General features: G+C 59.6%; 23 protein-coding genes. 6 read left to right on the plus strand and 17 right to left on the minus strand.

Annotation, left to right across the window (positions count from 1 at the left end):
- The 12 genes from AC1DYR_RS17385 to AC1DYR_RS17440 all read right to left on the minus strand — a co-directional run.
- Nucleotides 1-237 (minus strand): acyltransferase family protein (locus tag AC1DYR_RS17385; protein WP_477706209.1); only part of this gene is annotated, 237 nt, incomplete at its 3' end.
- Between the two features lie 3 nt (nt 238-240).
- Nucleotides 241-1,299, minus strand: a complete 1,059-nt coding sequence (locus tag AC1DYR_RS17390) for a zinc-binding dehydrogenase (protein WP_477706210.1) — start codon at nt 1,297-1,299, stop codon at nt 241-243.
- Nucleotides 1,300-1,307: 8 nt separating this feature from the next.
- Complete coding sequence (locus AC1DYR_RS17395; protein ID WP_477687172.1) at nt 1,308-1,979, minus strand: class I SAM-dependent methyltransferase; 672 nt, start codon at nt 1,977-1,979, stop codon at nt 1,308-1,310.
- A 10-nt stretch (nt 1,980-1,989) separates the two neighbouring features.
- Complete coding sequence (locus tag AC1DYR_RS17400; protein ID WP_477706211.1) at nt 1,990-3,015, minus strand: aminoglycoside phosphotransferase family protein; 1,026 nt, start codon at nt 3,013-3,015, stop codon at nt 1,990-1,992.
- Nucleotides 2,997-3,620, minus strand: coding sequence for an HAD family hydrolase (locus AC1DYR_RS17405; RefSeq protein WP_477706212.1), 624 nt, complete (start codon nt 3,618-3,620; stop codon nt 2,997-2,999). The genes AC1DYR_RS17400 and AC1DYR_RS17405 overlap by 19 nt, the downstream gene beginning before the upstream one ends.
- A 2-nt stretch (nt 3,621-3,622) precedes the next feature.
- The gene (locus AC1DYR_RS17410; protein ID WP_477706213.1) at nt 3,623-4,558 is read right to left on the minus strand and encodes a transketolase family protein; all 936 of its coding nucleotides are present in this window, start codon (nt 4,556-4,558) and stop codon (nt 3,623-3,625) included.
- Nucleotides 4,555-5,385 carry a transketolase gene (locus AC1DYR_RS17415; RefSeq protein ID WP_477706214.1) on the minus strand — a complete coding sequence of 277 codons (831 nt, stop codon included), beginning with the start codon at nt 5,383-5,385 and terminating at the stop codon, nt 4,555-4,557. Before AC1DYR_RS17415 ends, AC1DYR_RS17410 begins: the two co-directional genes overlap by 4 nt.
- A complete protein-coding gene (locus AC1DYR_RS17420; RefSeq protein ID WP_477687177.1) occupies nt 5,385-6,371 on the minus strand; it encodes a GDP-mannose 4,6-dehydratase in 987 nt (328 codons plus the stop codon). The genes AC1DYR_RS17415 and AC1DYR_RS17420 overlap by 1 nt, the downstream gene beginning before the upstream one ends.
- Before the next feature lie 23 nt (nt 6,372-6,394).
- A complete protein-coding gene (locus tag AC1DYR_RS17425) occupies nt 6,395-6,982 on the minus strand; it encodes an SIS domain-containing protein (RefSeq protein ID WP_477687178.1) in 588 nt (195 codons plus the stop codon).
- A 9-nt stretch (nt 6,983-6,991) separates the two neighbouring features.
- Complete coding sequence (locus AC1DYR_RS17430; RefSeq protein ID WP_477687179.1) at nt 6,992-7,942, minus strand: NAD-dependent epimerase/dehydratase family protein; 951 nt, start codon at nt 7,940-7,942, stop codon at nt 6,992-6,994.
- Between the two features lie 36 nt (nt 7,943-7,978).
- Nucleotides 7,979-8,695 (minus strand): ABC transporter ATP-binding protein, encoded by a 717-nt coding sequence (locus AC1DYR_RS17435; RefSeq protein WP_477706215.1) that lies wholly within the window; start codon nt 8,693-8,695, stop codon nt 7,979-7,981.
- 27 nt (nt 8,696-8,722) lie between these two features.
- Nucleotides 8,723-9,532 (minus strand): ABC transporter permease, encoded by an 810-nt coding sequence (locus AC1DYR_RS17440; RefSeq protein WP_477706455.1) that lies wholly within the window; start codon nt 9,530-9,532, stop codon nt 8,723-8,725.
- 595 nt (nt 9,533-10,127) lie between these two features.
- Here AC1DYR_RS17440 and AC1DYR_RS17445 point away from each other — a divergent pair.
- From AC1DYR_RS17445 to slmA, 6 genes are all read left to right on the plus strand, one after another.
- Nucleotides 10,128-10,919, plus strand: a complete 792-nt coding sequence (locus tag AC1DYR_RS17445) for a glycosyltransferase family protein (RefSeq protein WP_477706216.1) — start codon at nt 10,128-10,130, stop codon at nt 10,917-10,919.
- Between the two features lie 38 nt (nt 10,920-10,957).
- The gene (locus tag AC1DYR_RS17450; RefSeq protein ID WP_477706217.1) at nt 10,958-12,061 is read left to right on the plus strand and encodes an MraY family glycosyltransferase; all 1,104 of its coding nucleotides are present in this window, start codon (nt 10,958-10,960) and stop codon (nt 12,059-12,061) included.
- Between the two features lie 92 nt (nt 12,062-12,153).
- The gene (argB, locus tag AC1DYR_RS17455) at nt 12,154-13,065 is read left to right on the plus strand and encodes an acetylglutamate kinase (RefSeq protein ID WP_477706218.1); all 912 of its coding nucleotides are present in this window, start codon (nt 12,154-12,156) and stop codon (nt 13,063-13,065) included.
- 119 nt (nt 13,066-13,184) lie between these two features.
- Complete coding sequence (locus AC1DYR_RS17460) at nt 13,185-13,889, plus strand: response regulator (RefSeq protein ID WP_477706219.1); 705 nt, start codon at nt 13,185-13,187, stop codon at nt 13,887-13,889.
- A 107-nt stretch (nt 13,890-13,996) separates the two neighbouring features.
- On the plus strand, nt 13,997-15,454 hold the full coding sequence (locus tag AC1DYR_RS17465) for an ATP-binding protein (protein ID WP_477706456.1): 1,458 nt from the start codon (nt 13,997-13,999) through the stop codon (nt 15,452-15,454).
- A 162-nt stretch (nt 15,455-15,616) separates the two neighbouring features.
- Nucleotides 15,617-16,261: a nucleoid occlusion factor SlmA gene (gene slmA / locus AC1DYR_RS17470; RefSeq protein ID WP_477668486.1), complete on the plus strand. Its 645-nt coding sequence runs from the start codon at nt 15,617-15,619 to the stop codon at nt 16,259-16,261.
- Between the two features lie 181 nt (nt 16,262-16,442).
- Here slmA and manD read toward each other — a convergent pair whose 3' ends face one another.
- The 5 genes from manD to AC1DYR_RS17495 all read right to left on the minus strand — a co-directional run bounded on the left by manD (nt 16,443) and on the right by AC1DYR_RS17495 (nt 22,501).
- Nucleotides 16,443-17,654 (minus strand): D-mannonate dehydratase ManD, encoded by a 1,212-nt coding sequence (gene manD, locus AC1DYR_RS17475; protein WP_477706220.1) that lies wholly within the window; start codon nt 17,652-17,654, stop codon nt 16,443-16,445.
- A 5-nt stretch (nt 17,655-17,659) separates the two neighbouring features.
- On the minus strand, nt 17,660-19,060 hold the full coding sequence (locus tag AC1DYR_RS17480) for a mannitol dehydrogenase family protein (RefSeq protein ID WP_477706221.1): 1,401 nt from the start codon (nt 19,058-19,060) through the stop codon (nt 17,660-17,662).
- Between the two features lie 7 nt (nt 19,061-19,067).
- Nucleotides 19,068-19,814, minus strand: coding sequence for an SDR family NAD(P)-dependent oxidoreductase (locus AC1DYR_RS17485; RefSeq protein ID WP_477706222.1), 747 nt, complete (start codon nt 19,812-19,814; stop codon nt 19,068-19,070).
- 87 nt (nt 19,815-19,901) lie between these two features.
- A complete protein-coding gene (locus AC1DYR_RS17490) occupies nt 19,902-20,963 on the minus strand; it encodes a malate/lactate/ureidoglycolate dehydrogenase (protein WP_477706223.1) in 1,062 nt (353 codons plus the stop codon).
- 11 nt (nt 20,964-20,974) lie between these two features.
- Entirely contained in the window at nt 20,975-22,501 is a 1,527-nt protein-coding gene (locus tag AC1DYR_RS17495; RefSeq protein WP_477648929.1) for a UxaA family hydrolase, read from the minus strand.
- Nucleotides 22,502-22,544: the final 43 nt, after the last annotated feature.

A 22,544-nucleotide genomic window follows, 5' to 3' on the forward strand; every position in this document is an offset into this window, starting at 1 on the left:
AAGCTGAACTGGGAAGTGGGAAGTAGCCAGGCCCTGAAAAATGATCGTCGAGATCAGGAAGCCCGAGATGACGAAGAAGATGTCAACGCCGATGAAGCCGCCGCGAACCCATTCGGGATACGCATGAAAGCCGAGCACGGACAACACCGCCACCGCACGCAGACCGTCAATGTCTGCGCGGTATTTGGGATGCGTCAGCGCATCTGTGCTCGCAACTTCTCGCCCTTCAGCATCCATCCGTCATGCCCCATCCATCCGGATCAGGCAGCGTCCGCTTGCTTTGCCGGAGCGCATGTTTTCAATGGCTGTGTTGATATCGGCGAGGGGCACGCGCTCTGTCAGCAGTTCCTTGAGGTGAATGCGCCCGGCAACATACAGGTTCTGGTAGCGGGGAATATCTTCGTGGGGAATTGCTTCACCGCCATGTGACCCGGAAAGCACTTTTCCGAAATGCAGGGGCAGCGAGAAGATCTGGGTGGTGTTTCCTTTTCGGGGAACGCCGACCAGCGTCACGCGGCCTTGCGGTTTGGTGATGCCGTAACCCATTTCGATGATGGCTGGTTGGCCGGTGTTGTCGATAAACACGTCGAGGCCTTGCGTGCCGACGATGCGTTCGATGGCTGCCTTGGCATCTTCGTTCTTGGAGTTGATGAGATGGGTGGCACCCATCTCTTTGGCCAGTGCCAGGCGGTTGTCGTGAACGTCGACTGCGATGACAGGATATGCGCCTACCAGTGCGGATGCCTGCACGATATTGAGGCCTACGCCGCCGGCACCGAACACCACCACGGATTCGCCGATCCTGACCTTTGCGTTGTTTTCGACGACACCAAAGCCGGTTGTTACGGCGCATCCGAACAGTGCTGCAACCTCTGGATCGCTGTCCGCTGGAATGGCCGTCATGCGGTTCTCCGCGACGATGGCGTATTCATTGAACGTGGCGATCCACCCGGCGTTGAGTTTGTTTCCGCGCCAGCGATAGCTCGGTGGTGCGCCCTCGATGCCCAGGCCTTTTCGCCAGTGCAGTACGACCAGATCACCGGCCTTGACATGTTTGACGCCCGGGCCAGTCTCTATCACTTTGGCAGATGCTTCATGTCCCAACAGGTGGGGCAGGAACTTGTCTTCACCTTTGGCGCCGTCGATCTCACCGAGTTGTGAGCCGCAAATGCCGCTAAAAAGCACCTTCACCAGCACCTGGCCGACTTCGAGTGTGGACGGCATTTCGATGTCGTCTACAACCAATGGCTTGCGTTGCTCGACGAGGATGGCCGCCTTCATGGTTTTTGGGATGGTCATTGGTGGGCTCACTCAAAGTAGATGAAGGAATGGTCGCCGGTGTAGCCGGTTTGCTTGAACCACCAGTCCCACTCTTCCGGCGTGCAGAAGGCTTCGCAGGTCACTTGCCAGTACAGCAGGTTGGCTTTCTCTTGCTCGTTGCGATAGGACTCCACGCACAGATATTTGTTTTTCTTGCCGACACGCTCCATTTCACGGAGTGCCTTGTCGAGGTCGTAGTTGTGAAGGTTGTGCAGCGTGGTTATCGAGAACACAAAGTCAAAATGGTTGTCAGGAAAGGGCAGGCTGTTTGCATTGCCGACCTGCAGCCGGTCCTTGATTTCTTCTTTGGCGTTTTCAATGGCGTAGGTGGAAGCATCGATGCCATAAACCTCGAGGCCCGGCACCAGTTGGGTTAGCTCATAAAGCTGGAAGCCCTTGCCACAACCGATGTCCAGAACCTTGTCGCCGGCTTTCAGGCCGTAATGGTCGACCATGGCTTGGCCGACGGGCGCCCAGCGGCCGGGCATGTATTTGTAGCCACCGTAGCAGATGCGGCGGTCGCCGTCCCAATAGTCATAACCCCATTGCTTGGCCAGCGCAGCAGCCTTGGCCTTTGGAAACTCCGGCTCGTTGACGCGGGCCAGGTAGTCGCGGGTAGTGCTTTTGTGAACAGATGACAGAAAGTCGATGTAAGCCAATTGAGGTCCTTTAGTAGGCAAATGATTGATAGAGGGTTTGCGCCTTGAGCAACTGGCGTTGCTTGCGCTGTTCTGCGTCGTCCCCGGGATTCGCAAATGTCCTGCGTCTAGCGCCGGCTGGTAGAAATTCGTTAAGGATGATGCAGCACCACTTCAACTGGAACACGGGCTCAAGCAGGCGCACCCTGGCAGCCATGGTTTCAGGCTCCGCAAAAGGCGCCAGCACGGCGGCAAGGAACCTGTCAAAGTACTGCCGGGACACCTGCACCCCGGGATGGGAAAAGAAATCCCCCACCGCCTTGGCTGGGTCATCCCAGCCTGCATATTCAAAATCGATGAAACACAGTGTTCCGTCGGGTCTGACCAATGCGTTGTGAAACCCGAAGTCTGATGGTGACAGGCATCGCTGGGATGCGGGCAAATCGGCCTCGGGGTCGAGCCCCATTGCTTTGCATTCAGCTATCAACCGCGTTTTTGTCAACGCCCAATACTTTGCAAGGTCGGCAACAAAAGTTGCCGCGACGCTGTCGACTGAAGACTCGGGTTGCAAGGTTGCAAAACGTGCGAGCCTCGCATCGACCATCGCCAGGTGCGCGGCCACACTGAAACAGGCTTCCGACGCAGCGGGCAGGGCCCCAGCCGTCGCGCGGCTATGCGCTGTGTTCAGGCTCGCGAGAAACTGCGCGGCCTGCTCCATGTCTGTGTCTTTGATCTGCTGCGCCTGAAGTTTTTCGCCTTCGACAAACTCATACAGCGCAAGATGGTTGACCGGGTCTTTTCCCATGGGTTTGGGAACGCTGCGCAGCCCTGTATTCCAGGCATGCTCGAGAAAAGCGTATTCAGCGCCCAGACGATCACGCAAATCGGCTGGGTCATGGAAATACCACTTGAGCACCAGGTTTTCGTCAGCGGTGTTGAGGACGAAGACGCGGTTGTTCCCACTGGCCGACAATGGCTGCAGCTCGAACTCCTGCTTTTCCCGCCCAACAGTAGCAAGCAACTGCGAGACGGCAGGTGTCAGGGATTCTGGCGCCATAGAGTCTCCAGGCGGCTACGGACTTCGGGCCAGTTAGCGGCGCGCGGAAGATCCTGCGCAGCATGATGGCCGTCCGGATCGAAGAGCACTTTGTCAGCGGACGCCGGAAACCCCGGGGCCAGCAAGATCTCCGGAAGATCGTCGACGTAGACAGTGCAGCCGATGTCGGTGATGCGTTTGCACTTGGCTTCTTTGGTGAGCTCGAAGTGGACCCGGTCGACCGGAATCAGCGGGCCGTCCGCATCGGTCAGGTACAGGCTGATCCAGTGTCGCGCGGCCTCGTGCAGGTCATATTGCTTGCCTAGAAACGGGTGCTTCGTCTTGTGACTCACGATGGACATCGGAATGCCGTTGGCGCGGGCCCATGTCAGGCAGTCGACGACGCCCGGGTAAGCCTGCGCTTCATCCATGCGGCCGCCATAAACGTAGCCTTGCATTTCGGTCCAGACCGGCTCTTTGCCGATCAATCGCAGATGGTCCCGTACGCTTACTTTGGAAACCGGAATTTCTTCGGTGATCCAGCCGCCTTCCATGGCGACTTTATGAAAAAGCCCGTCATAGCTGACGATGGTGTTATCAAAGTCCAACCCAAGGTGCATGGGCATTCTCAAGGACGAGGAGTGACTGCAGCCAGGGCCGCCAAAGTCCGGGTCGCCATGTTGTCGGCTGTCAGGCCATACTTTTTGCGGGCGTAAACCTGGCTGCCGATTTCGTGCATGAACTCGTCGTCCGTGCCAAAACTCAGTTGCCGGACGTTGTCGGGCTGTGCCATGCGCCACTCGGCGACTGCGCTGCCAAAGCCGCCAATGCGACTGTGCTCTTCAACCGTCACCAGCAATTTGAAGCGTTTGGCCGCTTGTTGCAAGTATTCGGCATCGAGTGGCTTGACGGTGTGAAAGCTCACGACTTCAGCCGAGACACCCTTCGCAGCCAACTCGTCTGCAGTCTTGAGGGTTTCGGCCATCATGTTGCCGGCGCAAAGCAATGCGACATCGGTTCCTGGGCGAATCACCAGGGCTTTGCCGAGGCGAAGGTCAGGCAAGCTCTTGTGAATGTCTGCCTCGCCCTTTTTGCCGATACGGATGTACGTTGGGCTGTCGTCTTTGAGTACCTCATGAAGGGCTTGGCGGAGTTCTGACGAATCGCAAGGCGCAAGCACACGCATGCCAGGCAACGTGCGCAAGATGGCCATGTCTTCGAGCGAATGGTGGGTAGGCCCCAGTTCTGCGTAAGACAAACCCGAACCCGTGCCAACAATGACAACCGGTGCATGGTGGTAGCAAACGTCGACACGAATCTGCTCGAAGCAGCGGGTAGTGGTGAAAGGCGTGATGGTGTAAACAAAGGGTCGCAGGCCAGACAATGCCATGCCTGCAGCGACGCCCATCATGTTGGCTTCCGCAACGCCGCAGTTGTAAAACCGCGATGCATCGACCACGCGAAGCTTGTCAAAAAGCCGGTTGCCAATATCGCCGGACAAAACGACAACGCGTTTGTCTGTGGCGGCGACCTTTGTCATCTCTTCTGCAAAGGCGTTTCTCATGCTGCCACCCCAAGTTCAATTTTCGATTGTGCTACTTCGTCTGCAGTGGGGATTCGGTAGTGCCAGTTGTTGTCGTCTTCCATGAACGACACACCCTTGCCTTTGACGGTGTGGGCAATGATGGCGGTGGGTTTGCCATTGGTGTTCGGGAATTGCGCCAAAGCATTCAGCAATTCGGGGTAGCTATGCCCGTCCACTTCGACAGCGTTCCAGCCAAATGCGCGCCACTTGTCAGCAAGCGGGTCTAGCGCCATGACTTCCTGGCTGCGGCCGGTGGCCTGCCATTTGTTGAAGTCAATGATGACGCAGAGTTTGTTGACCTTTTGTGCGGCCGACAACATGGCGGACTCCCAAACCGAACCTTCATTGCATTCGCCGTCGCTGAGGACAGCATAGACGTTGTAGGACTGGCCCTGGATGCGGCCGGCAAGCGCCATGCCCAAGCCGAGTGGAAGGCCATGGCCCAGCGAACCTGTCGCCGCCTCGATGCCGTCCAGATGGTCAGGCGTCGGCGGATGCTCGGCAAACACGCCGCCGTCTTCACCGTAGCTGTCCAGGCGGCTCAGTGGATAGAAGCCGCGCTCAGCCAGGACATGAAACAGTCCCATTGCACCGTGGCCCTTGCTGAGAATGCAACGATCGCGGTCCTTGCCGCGCGGGTTGCTGGTGTCGATGCGAAGCACGTTGAAATACAGCGCCGTCAAAATGTCCACGCAGGAAAGGCATGAACCGAGGTGAGGGGTGCCCGTCTTCGACGAGGTTTCGATGATGCGCGCGCGAAGCTTGGCAGCCGTTTGCGCGAGTTGGGTTGGGTTTTGGGCTTGCATCAGGGTTTGTGGGAGTAGTCGTAAGAAGACGCCTTGAGCGCCTCGAAATTGTTTCGTACCCAGGCGATGCACTCATCGAGCCCGGCATCCAGGGTGACGTGGTCGGACCAGCCGAGTTCGGTGCGAAGCTTGGTGCTGTCAAGGTGGTAGGCTGAGTCCTTGCCCATGCGCTCGCCGACGACCTCGACGTGATCGTCAAAATTGACGCCGAGCTTCTGGCAGATCCGCTCGACCAGTTCCTTGATGGACACGACTTCACTGGTGGAGATATGGTAGGTGTCGCCATTATTGCCCTTGAGCATGATCCGCCATGTGGCGTCGGAGACGTCTGACATATGTATGAACGAGCGTGTCGAAACGCCGCCGCCATGCAATTGCAGCTTGCGGCCCAGCAAAATAAACAGGATGGTGCGGGGAATGATGCGATACAGCTGTTGCCCGGGCCCGTACACATTGGCGGCACGTGTGGTAACAACCGGGAAGTCGTACGCCGCACGGAAGGTGCGAAGGCTCATGTCGGCCGCAGCCCGCGAGACCGCGTAAGGCGTGCTGGGATTGAACGGAAAGTTCTCATCCACGAAACCGGAGCAGCTGCCATAAACCTCAGGCGTCGATACGTGAACGTAGCGTTCCAGGAAGTCGCACTTCCTCAGCGCGTCATGTAGCTTGACGGTGGACACCACGTTGGTCATGAACCAGTCTTCTGGCGTTTTCCAGCTTTCGCCCACCATGCTTTGCGCTGCAAAGTTGACAACATGCTTGGGCTTGACCGAATGCAGCAGTGCCTCGATACCGTCGAGATCCTTGTTCAAGTCAAGCTTGTGAAAGGCAAAATTGCTGTGGTCCCGCCACTTGTACGGAAGCATCGCCGGGATAGGCTCTTCGGAACGGCTGGTGCCGATGACCTTGACCCCTTGCTGCAAGGCGAAATCTACAAAGCTGGCACCCGAAAAAGAGTTGCTGCCAATAACGAATACGGTTTCCATGGATACTGCTTATTTTTAATGTGTCAGGTAACGGCCGGCCTGTTGTCGTAAAGCCATTGCATCAACATATGTCCGACGACGAGCTGCATGTCTTCAGCGATCTGCATGTCATTGACGGGAAAGTGGATGGCTACATCGGCCATGGCCAGGGCCTTGCCGCCGGAATAACCCAAGATGGCGTAACTGCGTACCTTCTTGATCCTGGCCTGCTCAAGGACCTGAAGGATGTTGGGGGAATTGCCGCTGCCGGATAAGGTGATCAGCACGTCGCCTTCATTGGCAAGTACGGCGAGCTGCTCGCTGTAGATGTGGTCGTATCCGACGTCGTTGGCGAGGCAGGTCATGACAGCTGTATTGGCCGACAAGGCAACTGCTCGAATACCACCGCCGGTACGCTTGGCAACGCCATAAATGAAGTCATTGGCCAAATGCACCGCATTACCTGCGCTGCCGCCGTTGCCGCAAAAGAACACCTGGTTTCCGTTGTCCCATGCGCGCTTCATGTCTTTGGCCAGCTCGGCCACACCCGACCAGTCGGACGTTTGCAGCACATGCGACAAGCGGTTTGCATAGTCGGCGAATCCGGCTTCCATCGGTACTTTGAGCTCCATCATGGTCTCCTACGCAGTTTGCTTGGACAGCACGGTTTGTTCCATCCACTTCAGGTTGTAGAAGCGGTCTTCGTCTTTCAACTCACCGGCGCGGAATTTAGCGATGATTTCCTTGACTGCGTCTTCAACGCCCTTTTTCGGCTTGAATCCGGTTGCAAGCAATTTGTCCGAGTTGACGCGATAGGAGCGTGGGTCGTTCGATTCGGTCACGACAATTTCGACCGGGACGTGCTTCGTGACGATCTTGGCGATGTCAAGAATGGAGATGTTCTCAAAACCTGCGTTGTAGACGCCAGTCACTTCAGGGTGGTCAATCAGGTGCAGATAGACATCAGTGATGTCATCGATGTGGATGTTGGGGCGGGTCTGGTCGCCGCCAAACACGGTGATCTTGCCTTTGCTGAGCGCCTGCATCGTCAACAGGTTGACCGACACGTCGAGGCGCATGCGGGGCGAAACGCCGCAAACAGTTGCCGGACGCACAATCTGGACGACCATGTCATCCGAATAGCTCAGTAAAACCCGCTCCCCAACCATTTTGGTCTTGTTGTACTCAGAGATTGGCTTGAGATCGAGCTCTTCGGTCACTTGCAGCTCGTCCTTCACCCCGTAGACGCTGCCAGACGAGGCATAGATGAAGCGTTTGACGCCTTTGCGCTTGGCCTTGTCGGCCAACTGCATGGTTGCCAGCGCACTGACTTCCCAGGTAAGTTTGGGATCCAGATCGCCACAGGGGTCGTTGGCAATGGACGACAGGTGGATGATGCCGTCGATCCCATCGAGGTTGATGGCATCGATATTGCGCACGTCGCCTTGAATGACGGTAAGGTTTGGATGAGGCGGCAGGTAGTTGCCAAACCAGATTGTGTCCAGAACCACGACCTCATAACCCCTGTTCAGGAGCTTGGGAACAAGAACGTGACCTTTGTAGCCGCAGCCGCCGGTGACCAGAAATTTCATAATTGAGGTATTCAAGGTTAAAAAAGATGAAAAGGGTTAACTTTTTTCAATCGAGACGATTTTGCCATGCTCGAGCTTCAAAATGGTACGGCACTGTTCCTTGATCATCGCGGGGTCATGCGAGGCAATGACGACGAGCCGCGCATTGTTGACCATGTCCGTGAGCCTGCGTTTTGCCTTGTCAACGAATTCCGCATCGCCAACGCTGAGCCATTCGTCCATCAAAACGATGTCTGCATCCGCACTGGTTGCGATGGCGAAGGCAAGTCGCATCGACATGCCGCTGGAATAGGTCCGCATAGGCAATTGAAGATAGTCGCCAATCCCTGCAAATTCCGCAATGTCATCTAGCCGCTCTTCAATCTGCTTGCGGGTCAAGCCCATGATCCTGCCGCGTAAATAGATGTTTTCAAGCCCGGTAACTTCAGAGTCCATGCCCAAAGTGATGCCCAGCATGGAGGTTACCCGTCCGTGGATTTCGAGGCTGCCACTCGTGGGTTCATAGATGCCGGCCAGCACTTGGAGCAAAGTGCTCTTGCCGCTCCCGTTATGACCGATCAGGCCAACCCGGTCTCCCTCGCGAAACTCGAAGTTTAGCCCGTCGAGAGCGCGAACCAGCACGCGATTTGCCGCATCTTTGGCCAATACGCCACCGGTGGCAATATTCACCAAACTTTTCTTCAAAGACCGGTTACTGCTCATCCCGTAGATAGGGAACTCGACAACCAGATTACTCGCTTTAACAATGGTCATTTTTGATTTTCGGGCTGGTCAACGCTTTTAAAGCCAATAAGCGACGCGGGAGCGAAAACGCGTGAAAGCGAGCAGGGTCAAACCAAATCCGACTACCAGGAGCCCTGCCGCCACTGCCCAGCTGATCAGGCGGATTGGCTCCGCCAGCAAGGGTGCCCGCACAATTTCCATGAAGTGGTATAGCGGATTGAAATCCGACAGAAACCTGACGCGCGGGCTCAGCATTTCCGGACGCCAGAGAATGGGCGACAAAAAGAATGCAACCTGAACAATATTGGCGATCAGTTGGGGAATGTCGCGAAAGCGCGTGCTCAGTACGCCCAGCAAGAGCGTGAACCAGAACAGGTTGGCAATGATGAGAACCAGCCCGATAGGCACCATCCACAGGTTTTTAAGTGTGGCAGGCGGGAAAACATACAGCACGACCACAATGATCAGGGCATTGTGTGCCAGCATGATCAGGTTTTTGGCCAAGCCTCTAAACACGAAAACTGACAGTGGTAGCGGCACCTGCTTGATATAAGACTCAGCGCCGATGAATACTGTACCGGCATCGTTAACGGAGCTGGAAATGAATGTCCACAAGATCAGGCTAATGGCCAGATGCTGGACATAATTCCCGACAGGTTGCCCGAGCAGTGCGCCATACAGTGGCCCCATGCCTGCCACCATCACTCCCGTACTCAGTGTGATCCAGAAAGGCCCCAGGAGAGAGCGCCTGTAGCGTTGTTTGGTATCCAGCCAAGCCAGCGCTCCCCACAATGAATACATGGCCAAACCGCGCTTGACGTCCAGGATTGCCTTGGCTCGCTGGGAGAGTTGAGAAATAGGCATCACAGCGCTCAAAACTGAACTCCTGAGTTTGAAGGATTGACTGGTCTGCGTGTCATGCCCCAGAACAACCGATCCAGATCTGAACTGCTGCATGCTTGGCTAAACGACCTCGACATGCGGGTGGTCGTTTGGGAACCAGAATCGTTGTTGGTAAAGCAAGTAGCGCCAGAGGCAGGCGTTACTGTTCTTAAAGGCTTGTTCACCCAGCTCCTCAAGTTAAATCTCCGGCTAAAAACCTGCAGATTTCTATCCGCGGCATCTTACTCAAGGGGAGGGGCGGGTAAGCGACAGGCTTCATGAAGCCACCGCATCCCTTGCAAGCACATTCAAAATAATCAACAATTATAACGCTGACTTCTGTGCCGCCGCCCTGAAGCACTGGTGCGTGCGCGACCTCTTTACACGAACCCACATTCATCGTCCGATCGGCGAGAGCAGAATCAAATGCGCCTTATTCTGCAGGCTGTGTCATCAGGGTTGAAAGGCGATGATCTCCGGCGCAACTTGCTTTTCAGACTCCCATTTCAATAAATTTCCTGAATTTAGAATTGTGAACTTGTCAGTCGCGCTGATGAGGGAAAACCGCAGGAAATAACAGTTGGAAAATTTGGACGATCTACTAACCGGCAAAGTATGCATATCAGTGGTAAGCCATGGGCATGGAAATGAGGTGTTTCAGCTCATTTCCACACTGGAGGCTTTGTGCCTTGAAACGGTAAAGCACGTGGTGCTCACAGTCAATATCCCGGAGCCCGACTTACTCAATTTGATCAATGCGAGAAGTTGGAAATTCAAGCTGTCAGTTGTGCAAAATTTGACGCCAAAGGGTTTTGGGGCCAATCACAATTCTGCATTCCTGAAATGTGACTGCGAATATTATTGCGTGGTCAATCCGGATATTGTTATAAGTAATGACCCCTTTCCTTCGCTGATTGACCAATTCAGAGATGTAGCGGTCGGATGTTCGTTTCCAGTGCAACTTGCAGAATCGGGGGCGTTACAGGACTACGCAAGAAAACGTCCGTCGCCCTGGGCTTTGCTTTCACGTTATGTCGGGCCTGATCGACAACAGGCAACATCCTCGCAGCCGGATTGGGTGAATGGCGCGTTCATGGTTTTTCCCACGAAGATATTTGAAGCGCTCGAGGGGTTTGATGAGCGGTATTTTATGTACTGCGAAGATGTCGATATTTGCCTCCGGCTTCAGATCGCGGGATACAGGCTAGGCCAATCGAGAGTTACGGTAACGCATCCTGCCCACAGAAATAGCCGAATAAATTTCAAACACCTGGCCTGGCATATGACCAGCCTTTTACGTCTTTGGTCAAGCGATTCATACCGAAAATTTTCTCGCCTCCAAGAGGCTCCCCAAAGCGTTGACAATGGATAGTGCGTACTGTTGGTGCAGGAACCGTTAGAGGCATATTTATGGTGGCTTTGCTATTTTGTAGCTTTCTCGTGTCCCTGCTGGCGACCGTCTTTGTCATACGCGCTGTGCGGGGGCGTACGGGCCACTATGGCGAAGCCAAGCCCCAGCGCTTCCATGCGGGGGATGTCCCGCGCTTGGGCGGAGTGGGCGTACTGGCTGGCATAGCGGTGAGCTGGCTCGTTGCAGCTCTGGCTGAAAGCGTCGGCGTTTCCATCAATGTCGGCGTCGACTGGAAATTCGCTGTGAGCTGGATTGTGGTCGTGTTGCCAGCCGTGTTGGGCGGGGTATATGAGGATGCAACGCAGCGGCTGTCGGTACGTTACCGGCTCGTGCTGACAGCCATCTCCGCTGTGCTGGCCTGTGGGCTGATGGGTCTGTCACTCTCGCGCCTGGGCTTGCCCGGGATTGACAACTGGTTGCTGGCAATGCCCTGGCTCGGTATCGCGCTCGCGGTATTTGCGATCTGCGGCTTGCCCCATGCGTTCAATATCATCGACGGCTATAACGGGCTGGCAGGAACGGTTGCCCTGCTCGTGTGCATGGCGATTACCCATGTGGCATTGCAGCTCGGCGACAGGCAGCTGGCCGCCATGCTGATTTGTCTGGTCGGTGCGACCGCCGGATTTCTCTACTGGAATTACCCGAGAGGGCTGATTTTTGCGGGTGACGGTGGCGCCTATTTGTGGGGTATTGTGATCGCTATGGCGTCCATCCTGCTAGTTCAGCGCCATGAATCCGTTTCGCCGTGGTTCCCGATGCTGTTGCTGATTTACCCGGTTTGGGAGACGATTTTTTCGATCTATCGCAAGCTTGCTCGCGGCAGTTCCCCAGGCCTCGCCGATGCCTTGCATTTTCATCAGCTTATCTTTCGCCGTATTGTGCGCGGTGTATTCCATGATGATGCTTCGCGTCGCATGCTGATGCGAAACAACCGAACTTCACCATATCTGTGGAGTTTCACCCTGATGACGGTGGTGCCTGCGGTCCTGTTCTGGCGAAATACGCTGGTCCTTATGGTGTTTTGCGCGCTGTTTGTGCTGTCTTATGTCGGTTTTTATATCGCAATCATCCGTTTCAAGGTTCCGCGCTGGCTGCGTCGCTGAGGCTGGCACGCTGGCCGCAGCGATACGGCACAATTCGGGCAATATTCCCCGGCAATACCTGACCCCTGTTTCATCCCGACAAGGCCCCGCGAATGACCATCAATACCGCCAACGACCCAGACCTCTCCCATGTAGGCCCGCGCGACAAGGCCGAAATCCTGGCCCAGGCGTTGCCCTACATCCGCAAGTTTCACGGCAAAACCATGGTCATCAAATATGGCGGCAACGCCATGACGGATCCGGCCCTGCAGGCTGATTTCGCGGAAGACGTGGTGCTGCTCAAGCTGGTGGGCATGAATCCGGTGGTGGTGCACGGCGGCGGCCCGCAAATCGAGGCGGCGCTGAACCGGCTGGGCAAGAAGGGGCATTTCATCCAGGGCATGCGCGTCACCGACGAAGAAACCATGGAGGTCGTGGAATGGGTGCTGGCCGGCCAGGTGCAGCAGGACATCGTCGGGCTGATCAATCAGGCCGGCGGCAAGGCCGTAGGCCTGACGGGCCGCGATGGCGGATTGATCCGTGCGCAAAAGCTCAAGATGGTCGACAAGGATGACCCGACGAAGGAGCATGACATCGGCTTTGTGGGCGACATCGTCAGCATTGACCCGAGCGTGGTCAAGGCGCTGCAGGACGATGCCTTCATTCCGGTGATCAGCCCGATCGGGTTTGGCGAGGAAAACGAGAGCTACAACATCAATGCCGACGTGGTGGCGGGCAAGCTGGCCACCGTGCTGAAGGCCGAGAAACTGGTGCTGCTCACCAACACCCCCGGTGTGCTGAACAAGGCCGGGGAACTGCTGACCGACCTGAGCGCCCGTGAAATCGACGAGCTGTTTGCCGACGGAACGATTTCCGGCGGCATGCTGCCCAAAATCGAAGGTGCGCTGGACGCGGCCAAGAGCGGTGTGAATTCTGTCCACATCATCGATGGGCGGGTGCCACATGCCATGCTGCTGGAAATCCTGACCGACCAGGCTTACGGCACCATGATCCGCTCGCACTAGATACCGTGATTGCGCGCCCACCCCCCTTGCAAGCGGCCACCGTGGAACCGGCTTTGCCGGGCCACAGGTGGCGCCCCCTTGAGGGGGAGGTGCCGAAGGCGCCTCGGGGGGGAGTCTAGATGCGACTCTTACTGGTTGAAGACGACGTGATGGTGGCCAGCGGCATCAAGCTGGGGCTCAGTGACGCCGGCTACGCCGTCGACTGGGTCGGCAGTGCCGAGCGCGCGGAGGAAGTGCTGCAAGGCGAGACCTTCGATGCGGCGATCATCGACATCGGGCTGCCGCGCATTGACGGGCTGGAACTGACGCGCCGCCTGCGCCGCGGCGGAATGGCCATGCCGGTGCTCATCCTGACGGCACGCGATGCCCTGCAGGACCGTGTGCAGGGGCTGGACCTGGGAGCGGATGACTACATGGTCAAGCCTTTTGAGCTGCCTGAGTTGCTGGCGCGCCTGCGCGCGCTGCTGCGCCGCTCCCAGGCCGCCACCAGCGCCACACTGAGTTTTGGGGCGCTGGAGCTGGACACGGCCAACCGCGAGGCCCGCGCCAACGGCCAGCTGATAGAGCTCGGACCGCGCGAATGGACGGTGATGGAGTATTTGCTGATCCACGCGCCCAAGCCGGCCAGCAAAGACAAGCTGCTGCAGGCCATGACCGGCTGGGACAAGGAGATCACGCCCAATGCCATTGAGGTGTACATCTCGCGTCTGCGCGGCAAGCTGGAGCCGCACGGCATAGCCGTACGCTCCATTCGCGGCTTTGGCTATCGGCTGGAGCTGGTGGAAGCTTCCCCGGGGATGCCGTCCAGCGCTGGCGCTGAATAGGCGGCGCAGGCATGAACCCTGTCGGCCAGTCCCGGGCCGTTCGCCTGAAAGACCGCCTGCGTGCGCTGGCTGCGCGCACTGGCGGTAACGCGTTTGTGCCTGCCGCCATGAAATCCGGCTTGCAGCGCCGGCTGCTGCTGCTGCTGCTTTTCCCGCTGGGGACTTTTGCGCTGGTGAGCATTTATTTCGACTACCAGACGGCCGGCGATGTCGCCCTGCAAAAAGATCAGCAGTTGCTTCGGCTGATTCCCTTGCTGGCCGATTCGGTGGTGGCGCCGGGCGCCACCCGGGAAAGTGCGCCTGTGCTGCTCCTGGCTCCTGCCGTGGATGATTTCCTCAAGGGCCGGACCGGCTTCGCCGGATTTCGCCTTGCTGATGCGGAAGGGGACTTTCTGGCTGGTGAGCCCTGGATTCCCGAACTGCTGCCCGCCACGCACGAGCCCGAATTCCACAGCATCGAATACAACGGCGTGACCTACCGGATTGCCGCGCAGCGCATGAAAACTGCGGTGGGTGAGCTGATTGTCCAGCTGGCGGATGGATCCGACCCGCGTCAGCAATGGGTGCGCTCCGTGCTGTTCAAGGTGCTGCTGCCGAACCTGATCCTGGTCGTGGCGGCGGGTTTTGCCGTCAACTGGGCCGTCACGCGCGCGCTCAAGCCATTGATTGAGCTCAAGGACGCGGTGGAGCGCCGCAACCCGCGCGACTTGAGTGCCATCGACCCGCTGGCTACGCCGGCCGAGGTCCAGCCGCTGGTGAGTGCCTTGAACCGCCTTTTTGGCCTGGTGAACGACCAGGCGGAGGGGCAGCGGCGGTTTGTGGCTGATGCCGCGCACCAGCTGCGCACGCCTCTGGCCGGGCTGCAGGCCCAGGTCGAGGCCTGGGCACAAGCGGCCAAAGTGGCTGAGGCCTCGGGCTCGGACGGGGCGGTGACCTTGACGGCTGAAAAAATCATCAAGCTGCGCAATGCAACACGCCGGACATCGCAACTCGCCAACCAGCTGTTGGCGCTCTCGCGTGCCGATGCGTCGGCCGCCGGTGCCCAGCCCATGCAGCGGGTAGACCTGAAGGACCTCTGCGAGTCGATCCTGCCGCTGCATCTGGATGCTGCCATGCGCAAGGGCATTGACCTGGGGCTGGAAACCCAGCCTGCACAGGTCAGCGGTTACGAGTGGCTGCTGCGCGAGTTGCTGGGTAATCTGGTGGACAACGCCGTCAAATACACGCCGCCCGGCGGCACGGTCACGATCCGTTGCGGCCCGACGGCCGGCTTCGCTGTGACCGAGAGTCTGAAACAGCCTGGTCCTGGCGGCGCTGCTGCCGAGCACCAGCGCTGGGGCGTCTTCCTGGAAGTGGAAGACGACGGTCCTGGCATAGCCCCGGACGAGCGCAGCATGGCGCTGCAGCGCTTTTACCGCGTGCAGGGGACGGCGGGCGAGGGCAATGGCCTGGGCCTGGCCATTGCCAGCGAAATCGCCCGGGTTCACCATTCGCAGCTGGAGCTTGACCACACCGGGACTGGCCCCGCCGGACCGTACGGATTACGGGTTCGATTGAGTTTGTAGCTCGCCCACCACAGTAAGCGCTTGCTGTTACGGAACAGAACGTTGCGCCTTCGCCTCATGGGAGAAAACCCGGGCACGGTGAGAGTCGAACTGTCACCTGGCTGTGCGAGAATCAATTGCAACGATTCCCGGTTTTTTGAAACATTTCCTACTTCATCGCCTATGTCCGACTTAGCGTCTGAATCCGAACTGAGCCCGCACGTCACGCCAGCCGAGCCTGCGGTGCGCAAGCGCCCCAAACCGGGTGAGCGCCGGGTCCAGATTCTGCAGGCGCTGGCCACCATGCTGGAGCAGCCGGGCGCTGAGCGCATCACGACGTCCGCCCTGGCAGCCAAGCTGGATGTGAGCGAAGCCGCCCTTTACCGCCATTTCGCCAGCAAGGCGCAGATGTTCGAAGGCCTGATCGAATTCATCGAGCAAAGTGTCTTCACACTGATCAACCAGATTGGTGAACGTGAACCCGACCACTCAGCCCGCACCCGCAAGCTGGTGGTCATGATCCTGCAGTTTGCCGAAAAGAACCCCGGCATGACCCGCGTCATGGTGGGCGATGCGCTGGTGTTTGAAAACGACCGCCTGCAAGAGCGCATGAACCAGTTCTTCGACAAACTGGAATCCAGCCTCAAGCAAAGCCTGCGCGACGCAGCGGCCGCCAGCGGCGCGGCGACTCCCACAGTTGACGCCCAGGTGCGCGCCTCCGTGATCGTTGCCTTCATGGTCGGCCGCCTGCAGCGCTTTGCCCGCTCAGGCTTTAAACGCCTGCCATCAGAGCACTTAGAAGCCAGCCTCGCGACGATCCTGGCCTAAGGGCACGGATTCTTATCTAGCGGGGGCCGGGACCGGCTTTGCCGGTCTCAAGGCGCCTGTCCCCTGCAAGGGGAGGGGGCGCTACACGAAGTGAGCGCCAGCAGGGGTGAATCTTCTTTCGTCCCCTGGAAGGGGAAAAGGCGCGACACGAAGTGCGCGTCCGATAGGGGTAAGTCAGTCCCTACCAATTCCAGAGGGTCCCGTCGTGTTGCAACCGGTTCACCGGCAGGTAGGCGCGCTGATACGGGTATTTCGCGGCGAGCTTCTCGTCGATTTCCACGCCATGGCCCGGCGTTTCGCCGCAGTGCATAAAGCCCTTGTCAAAACGATAGCTGTGCGGAAACACCTCATCGGTCTGCTCGGTGTGGCGCATGTATTCCTGCACGCCGAAGTTGGGCACCCAGGTGTCAAATTGCAGCGCTGCACCCATGCAGACCGGTGACAAATCGGTAGCACCGTGGCAGCCTGTGCGCACCTGGTACATCGCCGCAAAGTCGGCAATGCGCCGCAGATGGGTGATGCCGCCGGCATGCACCACCGTTGCGCGGATGTAGTCGATCAGCTGGTTCTGGATCAAGTCCTTGCAGTCCCAGATGGTGTTGAAAATCTCGCCCACGGCCAGCGGCGTGGTCGTGTGCTGGCGGATCAGGCGAAAAGCCTCCTGGTTCTCGGCAGGCGTCGCGTCTTCGATCCAGAACAGGTGATAGGGCTCCAGTGATTTGCCCAGCCGGCCCGCCTCGATCGGCGTCAGGCGGTGATGCACGTCGTGCAGCAAATGAATGTCCGGCCCGACGGCGGTACGCACTGCATCGAACAGCTTCGGGGTGTGCAGCAGGTATTTTTCGCTGCTCCAGTCGTGTTCGCTGGGCAGGTCAGCATCAGCCGGTTCGTAAAACAGCGTGCCCTTGCCGACGCCATAAACCTTGTCCAGGCCTGGCACGCCGCTCTGCGCGCGTATGGCCTGGTAGCCCATCTCCTTGTAGCGCAACACCTCGTCCACGGTCTGCGCAATGTCTTTCCCATTGGCATGCCCATAGACCATCACGCCGGTGCGGCTCTTTCCGCCCAGCAGCTGGTACAGCGGCATGTTGGCGGCCTTGGCCTTGATGTCCCAGAGGGCGGTGTCCACCGCGGCGATCGCGCTCATGGTCACCGGGCCGCGCCGCCAGTAAGCGCCCTTGTACAGGTACTGCCAGATGTCCTCGATCTGGTGCGCATCGCGTCCGATCAGGCAGGGGATGACATGCTCGGTCAGGTAGCTCACGACAGACAGCTCGCGCCCGTTGAGCGTGGCGTCGCCAATGCCGGTCAGGCCTTCGTCGGTTTCTATTTTCAGGGTAACGAAATTGCGGCCGGGGCTGCAGACGATGACGCGGGCGTTGGTGATTTTCATGGTGTTCAGATGGGGTGGGAGTGAAGTTGGTCCAGGGCGGCCAGCATGCCGCGCTGGTTGATCTGGGCCAGCCAGTGGGTCATGCGGGCCAGCCATTGCGCTTGCTGCGGCAGGGTCTCGCCCCAGATGGCCTGCAGCGTACCCAGGGCTTGCACTGTCGCTGCAGCGTCACCGGTGTGGTCAAGCGCGAGGGCTCTCAGCGTTTCGGCCATCGGGTCGTTTATGGCATAGGGCTGCCCCTGTTCGTTGCTGCCGCGCAGGTAGCGCATCCAGGCTGCCCCTGCAAAAGCCAGCCGTTCCACGGGCTGGCCCGCGCGCAGGGCATCGACCACTGAAGGCACCCAGCGCTGCGGGATCTTCTGCGAGCTGTCAGTGGCGATCTGGTGCACCTTGTGCTGCAACTCGGGGTTGGCAAAACGTGCCAGCAGCGCGTCGCGGTAGGCGGGCCAGTCCGGGCGGCTGAGCTGGGGGCCGATTTCCTGCGTCATCAGGCCGTGGATGAAGCGATGCACTGCAGCCCGCGCGATGCAGTCGCTGACGACAGGCCAGCCCGCTGCCGCGCCCATGCAGGCCATGGCCGTGTGGCTGCCGTTGAGCATGCGCAATTTGGCTTCTTCAAACGGCGCCACGTCGTCCACCACCGTGACGCCAGCGGCCGCCAGTACGTCACCGTCCGCAGGATCGGCAAAGCGGCGTTCAAGCACCCATTCCCAGAAAGCTTCGGTGCCCAGTGCGGCCTGGTCAGCCACGCCGAGAGCCTGCCCGGCAGCGGCCAGACGCTCGCCGGTTGCGGCCGGCACGATGCGGTCCACCATGCTGTTCGGGAAGGCGCAGGCGGTGCTGATCCATTGCGCCAGCACCGGGTTTTCTTTTTGTGCGGCATCGATGCACAAAGCCTGCAACTTGCGGCCGTTGTTTGCCAGGTTGTCGCAGGAAGCCAGCGTCAACCCGGGCAGGCCCGCTGTGCGGCGCGCCGCCAGGCCTTGCACCAGCAGCTGGGCCAGTGCCGGGGCGTAACCTTTTTCGGTGACCGTCAACGTCACCCAGCGGGTAGACGGCGCGGCCAGTGCCTGCACCACCTGCGCAGGCTCGCGGGCGGCCACGCAGGTTTGCCAGATGGCGCCGCCGACCTGCCACTGCACGCCGGTGCTGCTGGCGACCTGCACGGCATACAGGCCGTCCTGCGCGGCCATGGTGTCGGCCAGCTCAGTGCTGCGCATGGCGACGCCCAGCACACCCCAGCGCGCATCACCGCGCTGCAGCAGGGTATCGAATACCAGTGCCTGGTGCGCACGGTGGAAGGCACCCAGACCCAGATGCACCACGCCCACAGTACTGCGGCGTGGATAAGTGGGGACGCCGATGCCTCGCGTGGCGATTTCCGGCAAAGCGCGGGTGTTCAGCATCGCGCACTCAGTCAAACTGCAGGCCGCCATTGAGGTCCAGCACTTCGCCGGTGATGAAGCCGCTCATCGGGTGGGCCAGGAACAGCACGCAGTGGGCAAACTCTTCGAGCTCGCAGAAGCGGCCCACCGGTATCTTCTGGCGCAGTTCGGCCTGCCGCTCGGCACTGACCTGCCCGGTCAGCATCTGGGTCTTCACGAAGGTCGGGGCCAGCGCATTGCAGGTCACGCCGAACGCGGCGTATTCGCGGGCAAAGCTGAAGGTCAGCGAGATCACGCCGCCCTTGCTGGCCGCATAGGCGGGCAGCGGCGACAACCCCCCGGTTTTGGCACCGTAGGACGACACGTTCACGATGCGGCCGAAACCACGCGCCTTCATGCCGGGCGCTACGCGCTGGCTGACGTAGAAGACGCCGTCGAGGTTGACGCGCAGGGTCTTGTGCCAGAGCTCCGGCGTGGTCTGTTCGCAGTTGGCGTACTGCAGGAAACCGGCGTTGTTGACGCAGACGTCGATACGGCCAAAACGCGCTTCGATGGCGTCGCAGGCGGCATGCACCTGGGCCTGCTCGCTCACGTCCATGGTGAAGCAGGCCAGGTGGTCACCATACGCGGCAAGCTCGGCGGCCACACGTTCGGTGCTGAGGTCGGTGGCCGCCACGCGGTAACCGGCGGCCAGCAGGGCATGTACCGTGGCCAGGCCCATACCGGCATTGGCACCGGTGACAAGCGCAACCTGGTCTTGAATCGGTGGAATCATGGTTTTTCAGTGAAATTAGGGATCATTTTGGCCGCTAGCCCTTATGAAGTCTGCGCGAGCAGCTACTGATTTGATAGCGTTCGGTGCTCAGTCCGGCACACTTACGCCGACCTTCTGGCCGGCTGCGACGATTTCGCGCCAGGTTTCGCCGTCCATTTCAATGCCGCCCTGTTCGCGTTCAAGCCGCGCGCGGCGTTCCGGCTCACCGGCAATCTGCACAGCGTCCACACCATCGGCCGGCGGACTTTTGCGCAGCCATTCGACGAAAGCCAGCGCTTCCATTTCCATGGCCGACTGGGTGCCCAGCTTGCCCGGATCGATCAGGATCGTGAGCATGCTGTTGTAGACCGCACGTGCGCTGCTTGTGGGGTGGTGCCAGGTGCCGCCGCCGGTAAGCGCGCCGCCCAGCAGCTCGCATGCCACCGCCAGGCCGTAACCCTTGTGCTCGCCGAACGGCATGAGCGCGCCAAAAAAACCGTTCGGCTGCGGCACCACCACCACGCCGGGGTTGGTGGTGGGCTGGCCGTGTTCGTCGATCAGCAGGCCCGGCTGGACGGATTTGCCCTGGTTGTGCGCCACGCGCATTTTCCCCTGGGCCACGCGGCTGGTGGCGAAGTCCAGCACAAAGGGCGGGCTGTCCTTGAGTGGTATGCCTATGCAGCAGGGGTTGGTGCCGTAGCGGCCGTCTGCGCCGCCCCAGGGCGCCACCACGGGCCGCGTCATGACGTTGACGAAGTGCAGCGACACCAGCCCCTGGGCCACGGCCATCTCGGCGAAATGGCCTATGCGCCCCAGATGGTGCGACTCGGCCAGCGCCATGATGCAGCTGCCATGGGTTTTGGCACGTGCCATGCCGAGCGCCATCGCCTGCTCGCCGATCACCTGACCGTAACCGCGCTGGCCGTTCAGGCTAAGCAGCGAGCCGGTATCGAGCAGGGTTTTGACCTGGGCGTTGGGCGTCAGGCCACCTTCGAGCACCGCATCGACGTAGCGCGGAAGCATGCCGATGCCGTGCGAGTCATGGCCGCTCAGGTTGGCCATGACAAGGTTGGCGGCGATTTTTTCCGCTTCGGCCGCCGTGCTGCCGGCTGCTATAAATATAGTAGCTGCTTGCGCCCGTAGATATTGGGCTTGAAGCACTTTTTGCATGTCAAAGGCCCTTACATCACCGCGCCGACTTGCCAGGGCACGAATTCGTTTTGTCCGTAACCGTGCTTTTCGCTCTTGCTCGGTTCGCCCGATGCGGTGGCCAGCACCATCTCGAAAATGCGCTGTCCCATCTCCTGAACCGTCACGCCGCTGTCGATGATCTCGCCGCAGTTGATGTCCATGTCCTCTTCCTGCCGATGCCACAGCGCCGAATTGGTGGCGAGCTTGAGCGAAGGCGAGGGCGCGCAGCCGTAAGCCGAGCCGCGGCCGGTGGTAAAGCAGATGATGTTGGCGCCACCGGCCACCTGGCCCGTGGCGCTGACCGGGTCGTAGCCCGGCGTGTCCATGTAGACGAAGCCGTGGTCCTTCACGGGTTCGGCGTATTCATAGACAGCCTCCAGGTTGGAGGTGCCGCCCTTGGCCACCGCACCCAGCGACTTTTCCAGGATGGTGGTCAGGCCGCCGGCCTTGTTGCCCGGCGACGGGTTGTTGTTCATCTCGCCTTCGTTGATCTGGGTGTAGTGCTCCCACCATTTGATGCGAGAGATCAGCTTTTCGGCGATGTCGGGCCGCACGGCGCGCCGCGTGAGCAAATGTTCGGCGCCGTAAATTTCGGGCGTTTCGCTGAGGATGGCTGTGCCGCCGTGGGCCACCAGCAAGTCCACCGCTGCGCCCAGCGCCGGGTTGGCGCTGATACCCGAGTAACCGTCGGAGCCGCCGCACTGCAGGCCGATAGTGATGTGCGCGGCGCTACAGGGCTCGCGCTTGACGGCATTGGCCTGCGGCAGCATTTCCTTGATCATTGCGATGCCCTTGGCCACCGTCTTGGCCGTGCCACCCGTGTCCTGGATGCTGAAGACGCGCAGGGTTTCACCTTCGCGCAGGCTGCCGTGGGCCAGCCAGGCATTGATCTGGTTGGACTCGCAGCCCAGGCCCACCACCAACACCCCCGCGAAGTTCGGGTGCGTGGCGTAGCCGGTCAGCGTACGCTGCAGGATCTGCAGGCCCAGGCCATCGCTGTCCATGCCGCAGCCGGTGCCATGCGTCAACGCCACCACGCCGTCGACATTGGGAAAATCTTTCAGCGCTGCAGGGTTGTTCTGCCGCGAGAAATGGTCGGCAATCGCCCGCGCGGCGGTGGCCGAGCAGTTGACGCTGGAGAGAATCCCGATGTAGTTGCGCGTGGCGACACGGCCGTCCGGCCGCTTGATGCCCATGAAAGTCGCCTCGCGCCTGGCCGGTGCCGGCTTCACGTCGGCGCCGAATGCGTAGTCGCGCGTAAAGTCGCCCTTGTCGGGGCCCATGTTGAGGTTGTGCGTATGCACGTGCTCACCCGGCGCGATGGGTTTGCTGGCAAAACCGATGATCTGGTTGTAGCGCCGCACGGGCTCACCCAGGGCCAGCGCGCGCGTGGCGATCTTGTGGCCGGCAGGGATCAGGCCGCGTACGGTGATGTTTTCGACCTCGGTGCCGCCCACCAGCTGGGCTCGGGCAATCAGGACATCATCGGCGGGGTGGAGGCGAATAAACGGGGTCATGGTCTGAGTTTCTGTGCTTTTATCGGGGGGCCATCGCGGAACC

The organism is Polaromonas sp. P1_F9 (assembly GCF_056405615.1).

Excerpts from the sequence above, each read along its gene's own strand:
- AC1DYR_RS17390 (WP_477706210.1), bottom strand. The coding sequence starts at position 1,299 with ATGACCATCCCAAAAACCATGAAGGCGGCCATCCTCGTCGAGCAACGC.
- AC1DYR_RS17465 (WP_477706456.1), top strand. The coding sequence starts at position 13,997 with ATGAAATCCGGCTTGCAGCGCCGGCTGCTGCTGCTGCTGCTTTTCCCG.
- AC1DYR_RS17485 (WP_477706222.1), bottom strand. The coding sequence starts at position 19,814 with ATGATTCCACCGATTCAAGACCAGGTTGCGCTTGTCACCGGTGCCAAT.
- AC1DYR_RS17400 (WP_477706211.1), bottom strand. The coding sequence starts at position 3,015 with ATGGCGCCAGAATCCCTGACACCTGCCGTCTCGCAGTTGCTTGCTACT.
- AC1DYR_RS17435 (WP_477706215.1), bottom strand. The coding sequence starts at position 8,695 with ATGACCATTGTTAAAGCGAGTAATCTGGTTGTCGAGTTCCCTATCTAC.
- AC1DYR_RS17420 (WP_477687177.1), bottom strand. The coding sequence starts at position 6,371 with ATGGAAACCGTATTCGTTATTGGCAGCAACTCTTTTTCGGGTGCCAGC.
- AC1DYR_RS17495 (WP_477648929.1), bottom strand. The coding sequence starts at position 22,501 with ATGACCCCGTTTATTCGCCTCCACCCCGCCGATGATGTCCTGATTGCC.
- AC1DYR_RS17405 (WP_477706212.1), bottom strand. The coding sequence starts at position 3,620 with ATGCCCATGCACCTTGGGTTGGACTTTGATAACACCATCGTCAGCTAT.
- AC1DYR_RS17450 (WP_477706217.1), top strand. The coding sequence starts at position 10,958 with ATGGTGGCTTTGCTATTTTGTAGCTTTCTCGTGTCCCTGCTGGCGACC.
- AC1DYR_RS17480 (WP_477706221.1), bottom strand. The coding sequence starts at position 19,060 with ATGCTGAACACCCGCGCTTTGCCGGAAATCGCCACGCGAGGCATCGGC.
- AC1DYR_RS17415 (WP_477706214.1), bottom strand. The coding sequence starts at position 5,385 with ATGCAAGCCCAAAACCCAACCCAACTCGCGCAAACGGCTGCCAAGCTT.
- argB (WP_477706218.1), top strand. The coding sequence starts at position 12,154 with ATGACCATCAATACCGCCAACGACCCAGACCTCTCCCATGTAGGCCCG.
- AC1DYR_RS17430 (WP_477687179.1), bottom strand. The coding sequence starts at position 7,942 with ATGAAATTTCTGGTCACCGGCGGCTGCGGCTACAAAGGTCACGTTCTT.
- slmA (WP_477668486.1), top strand. The coding sequence starts at position 15,617 with ATGTCCGACTTAGCGTCTGAATCCGAACTGAGCCCGCACGTCACGCCA.
- AC1DYR_RS17490 (WP_477706223.1), bottom strand. The coding sequence starts at position 20,963 with ATGCAAAAAGTGCTTCAAGCCCAATATCTACGGGCGCAAGCAGCTACT.
- AC1DYR_RS17410 (WP_477706213.1), bottom strand. The coding sequence starts at position 4,558 with ATGAGAAACGCCTTTGCAGAAGAGATGACAAAGGTCGCCGCCACAGAC.
- AC1DYR_RS17460 (WP_477706219.1), top strand. The coding sequence starts at position 13,185 with ATGCGACTCTTACTGGTTGAAGACGACGTGATGGTGGCCAGCGGCATC.
- manD (WP_477706220.1), bottom strand. The coding sequence starts at position 17,654 with ATGAAAATCACCAACGCCCGCGTCATCGTCTGCAGCCCCGGCCGCAAT.
- AC1DYR_RS17425 (WP_477687178.1), bottom strand. The coding sequence starts at position 6,982 with ATGGAGCTCAAAGTACCGATGGAAGCCGGATTCGCCGACTATGCAAAC.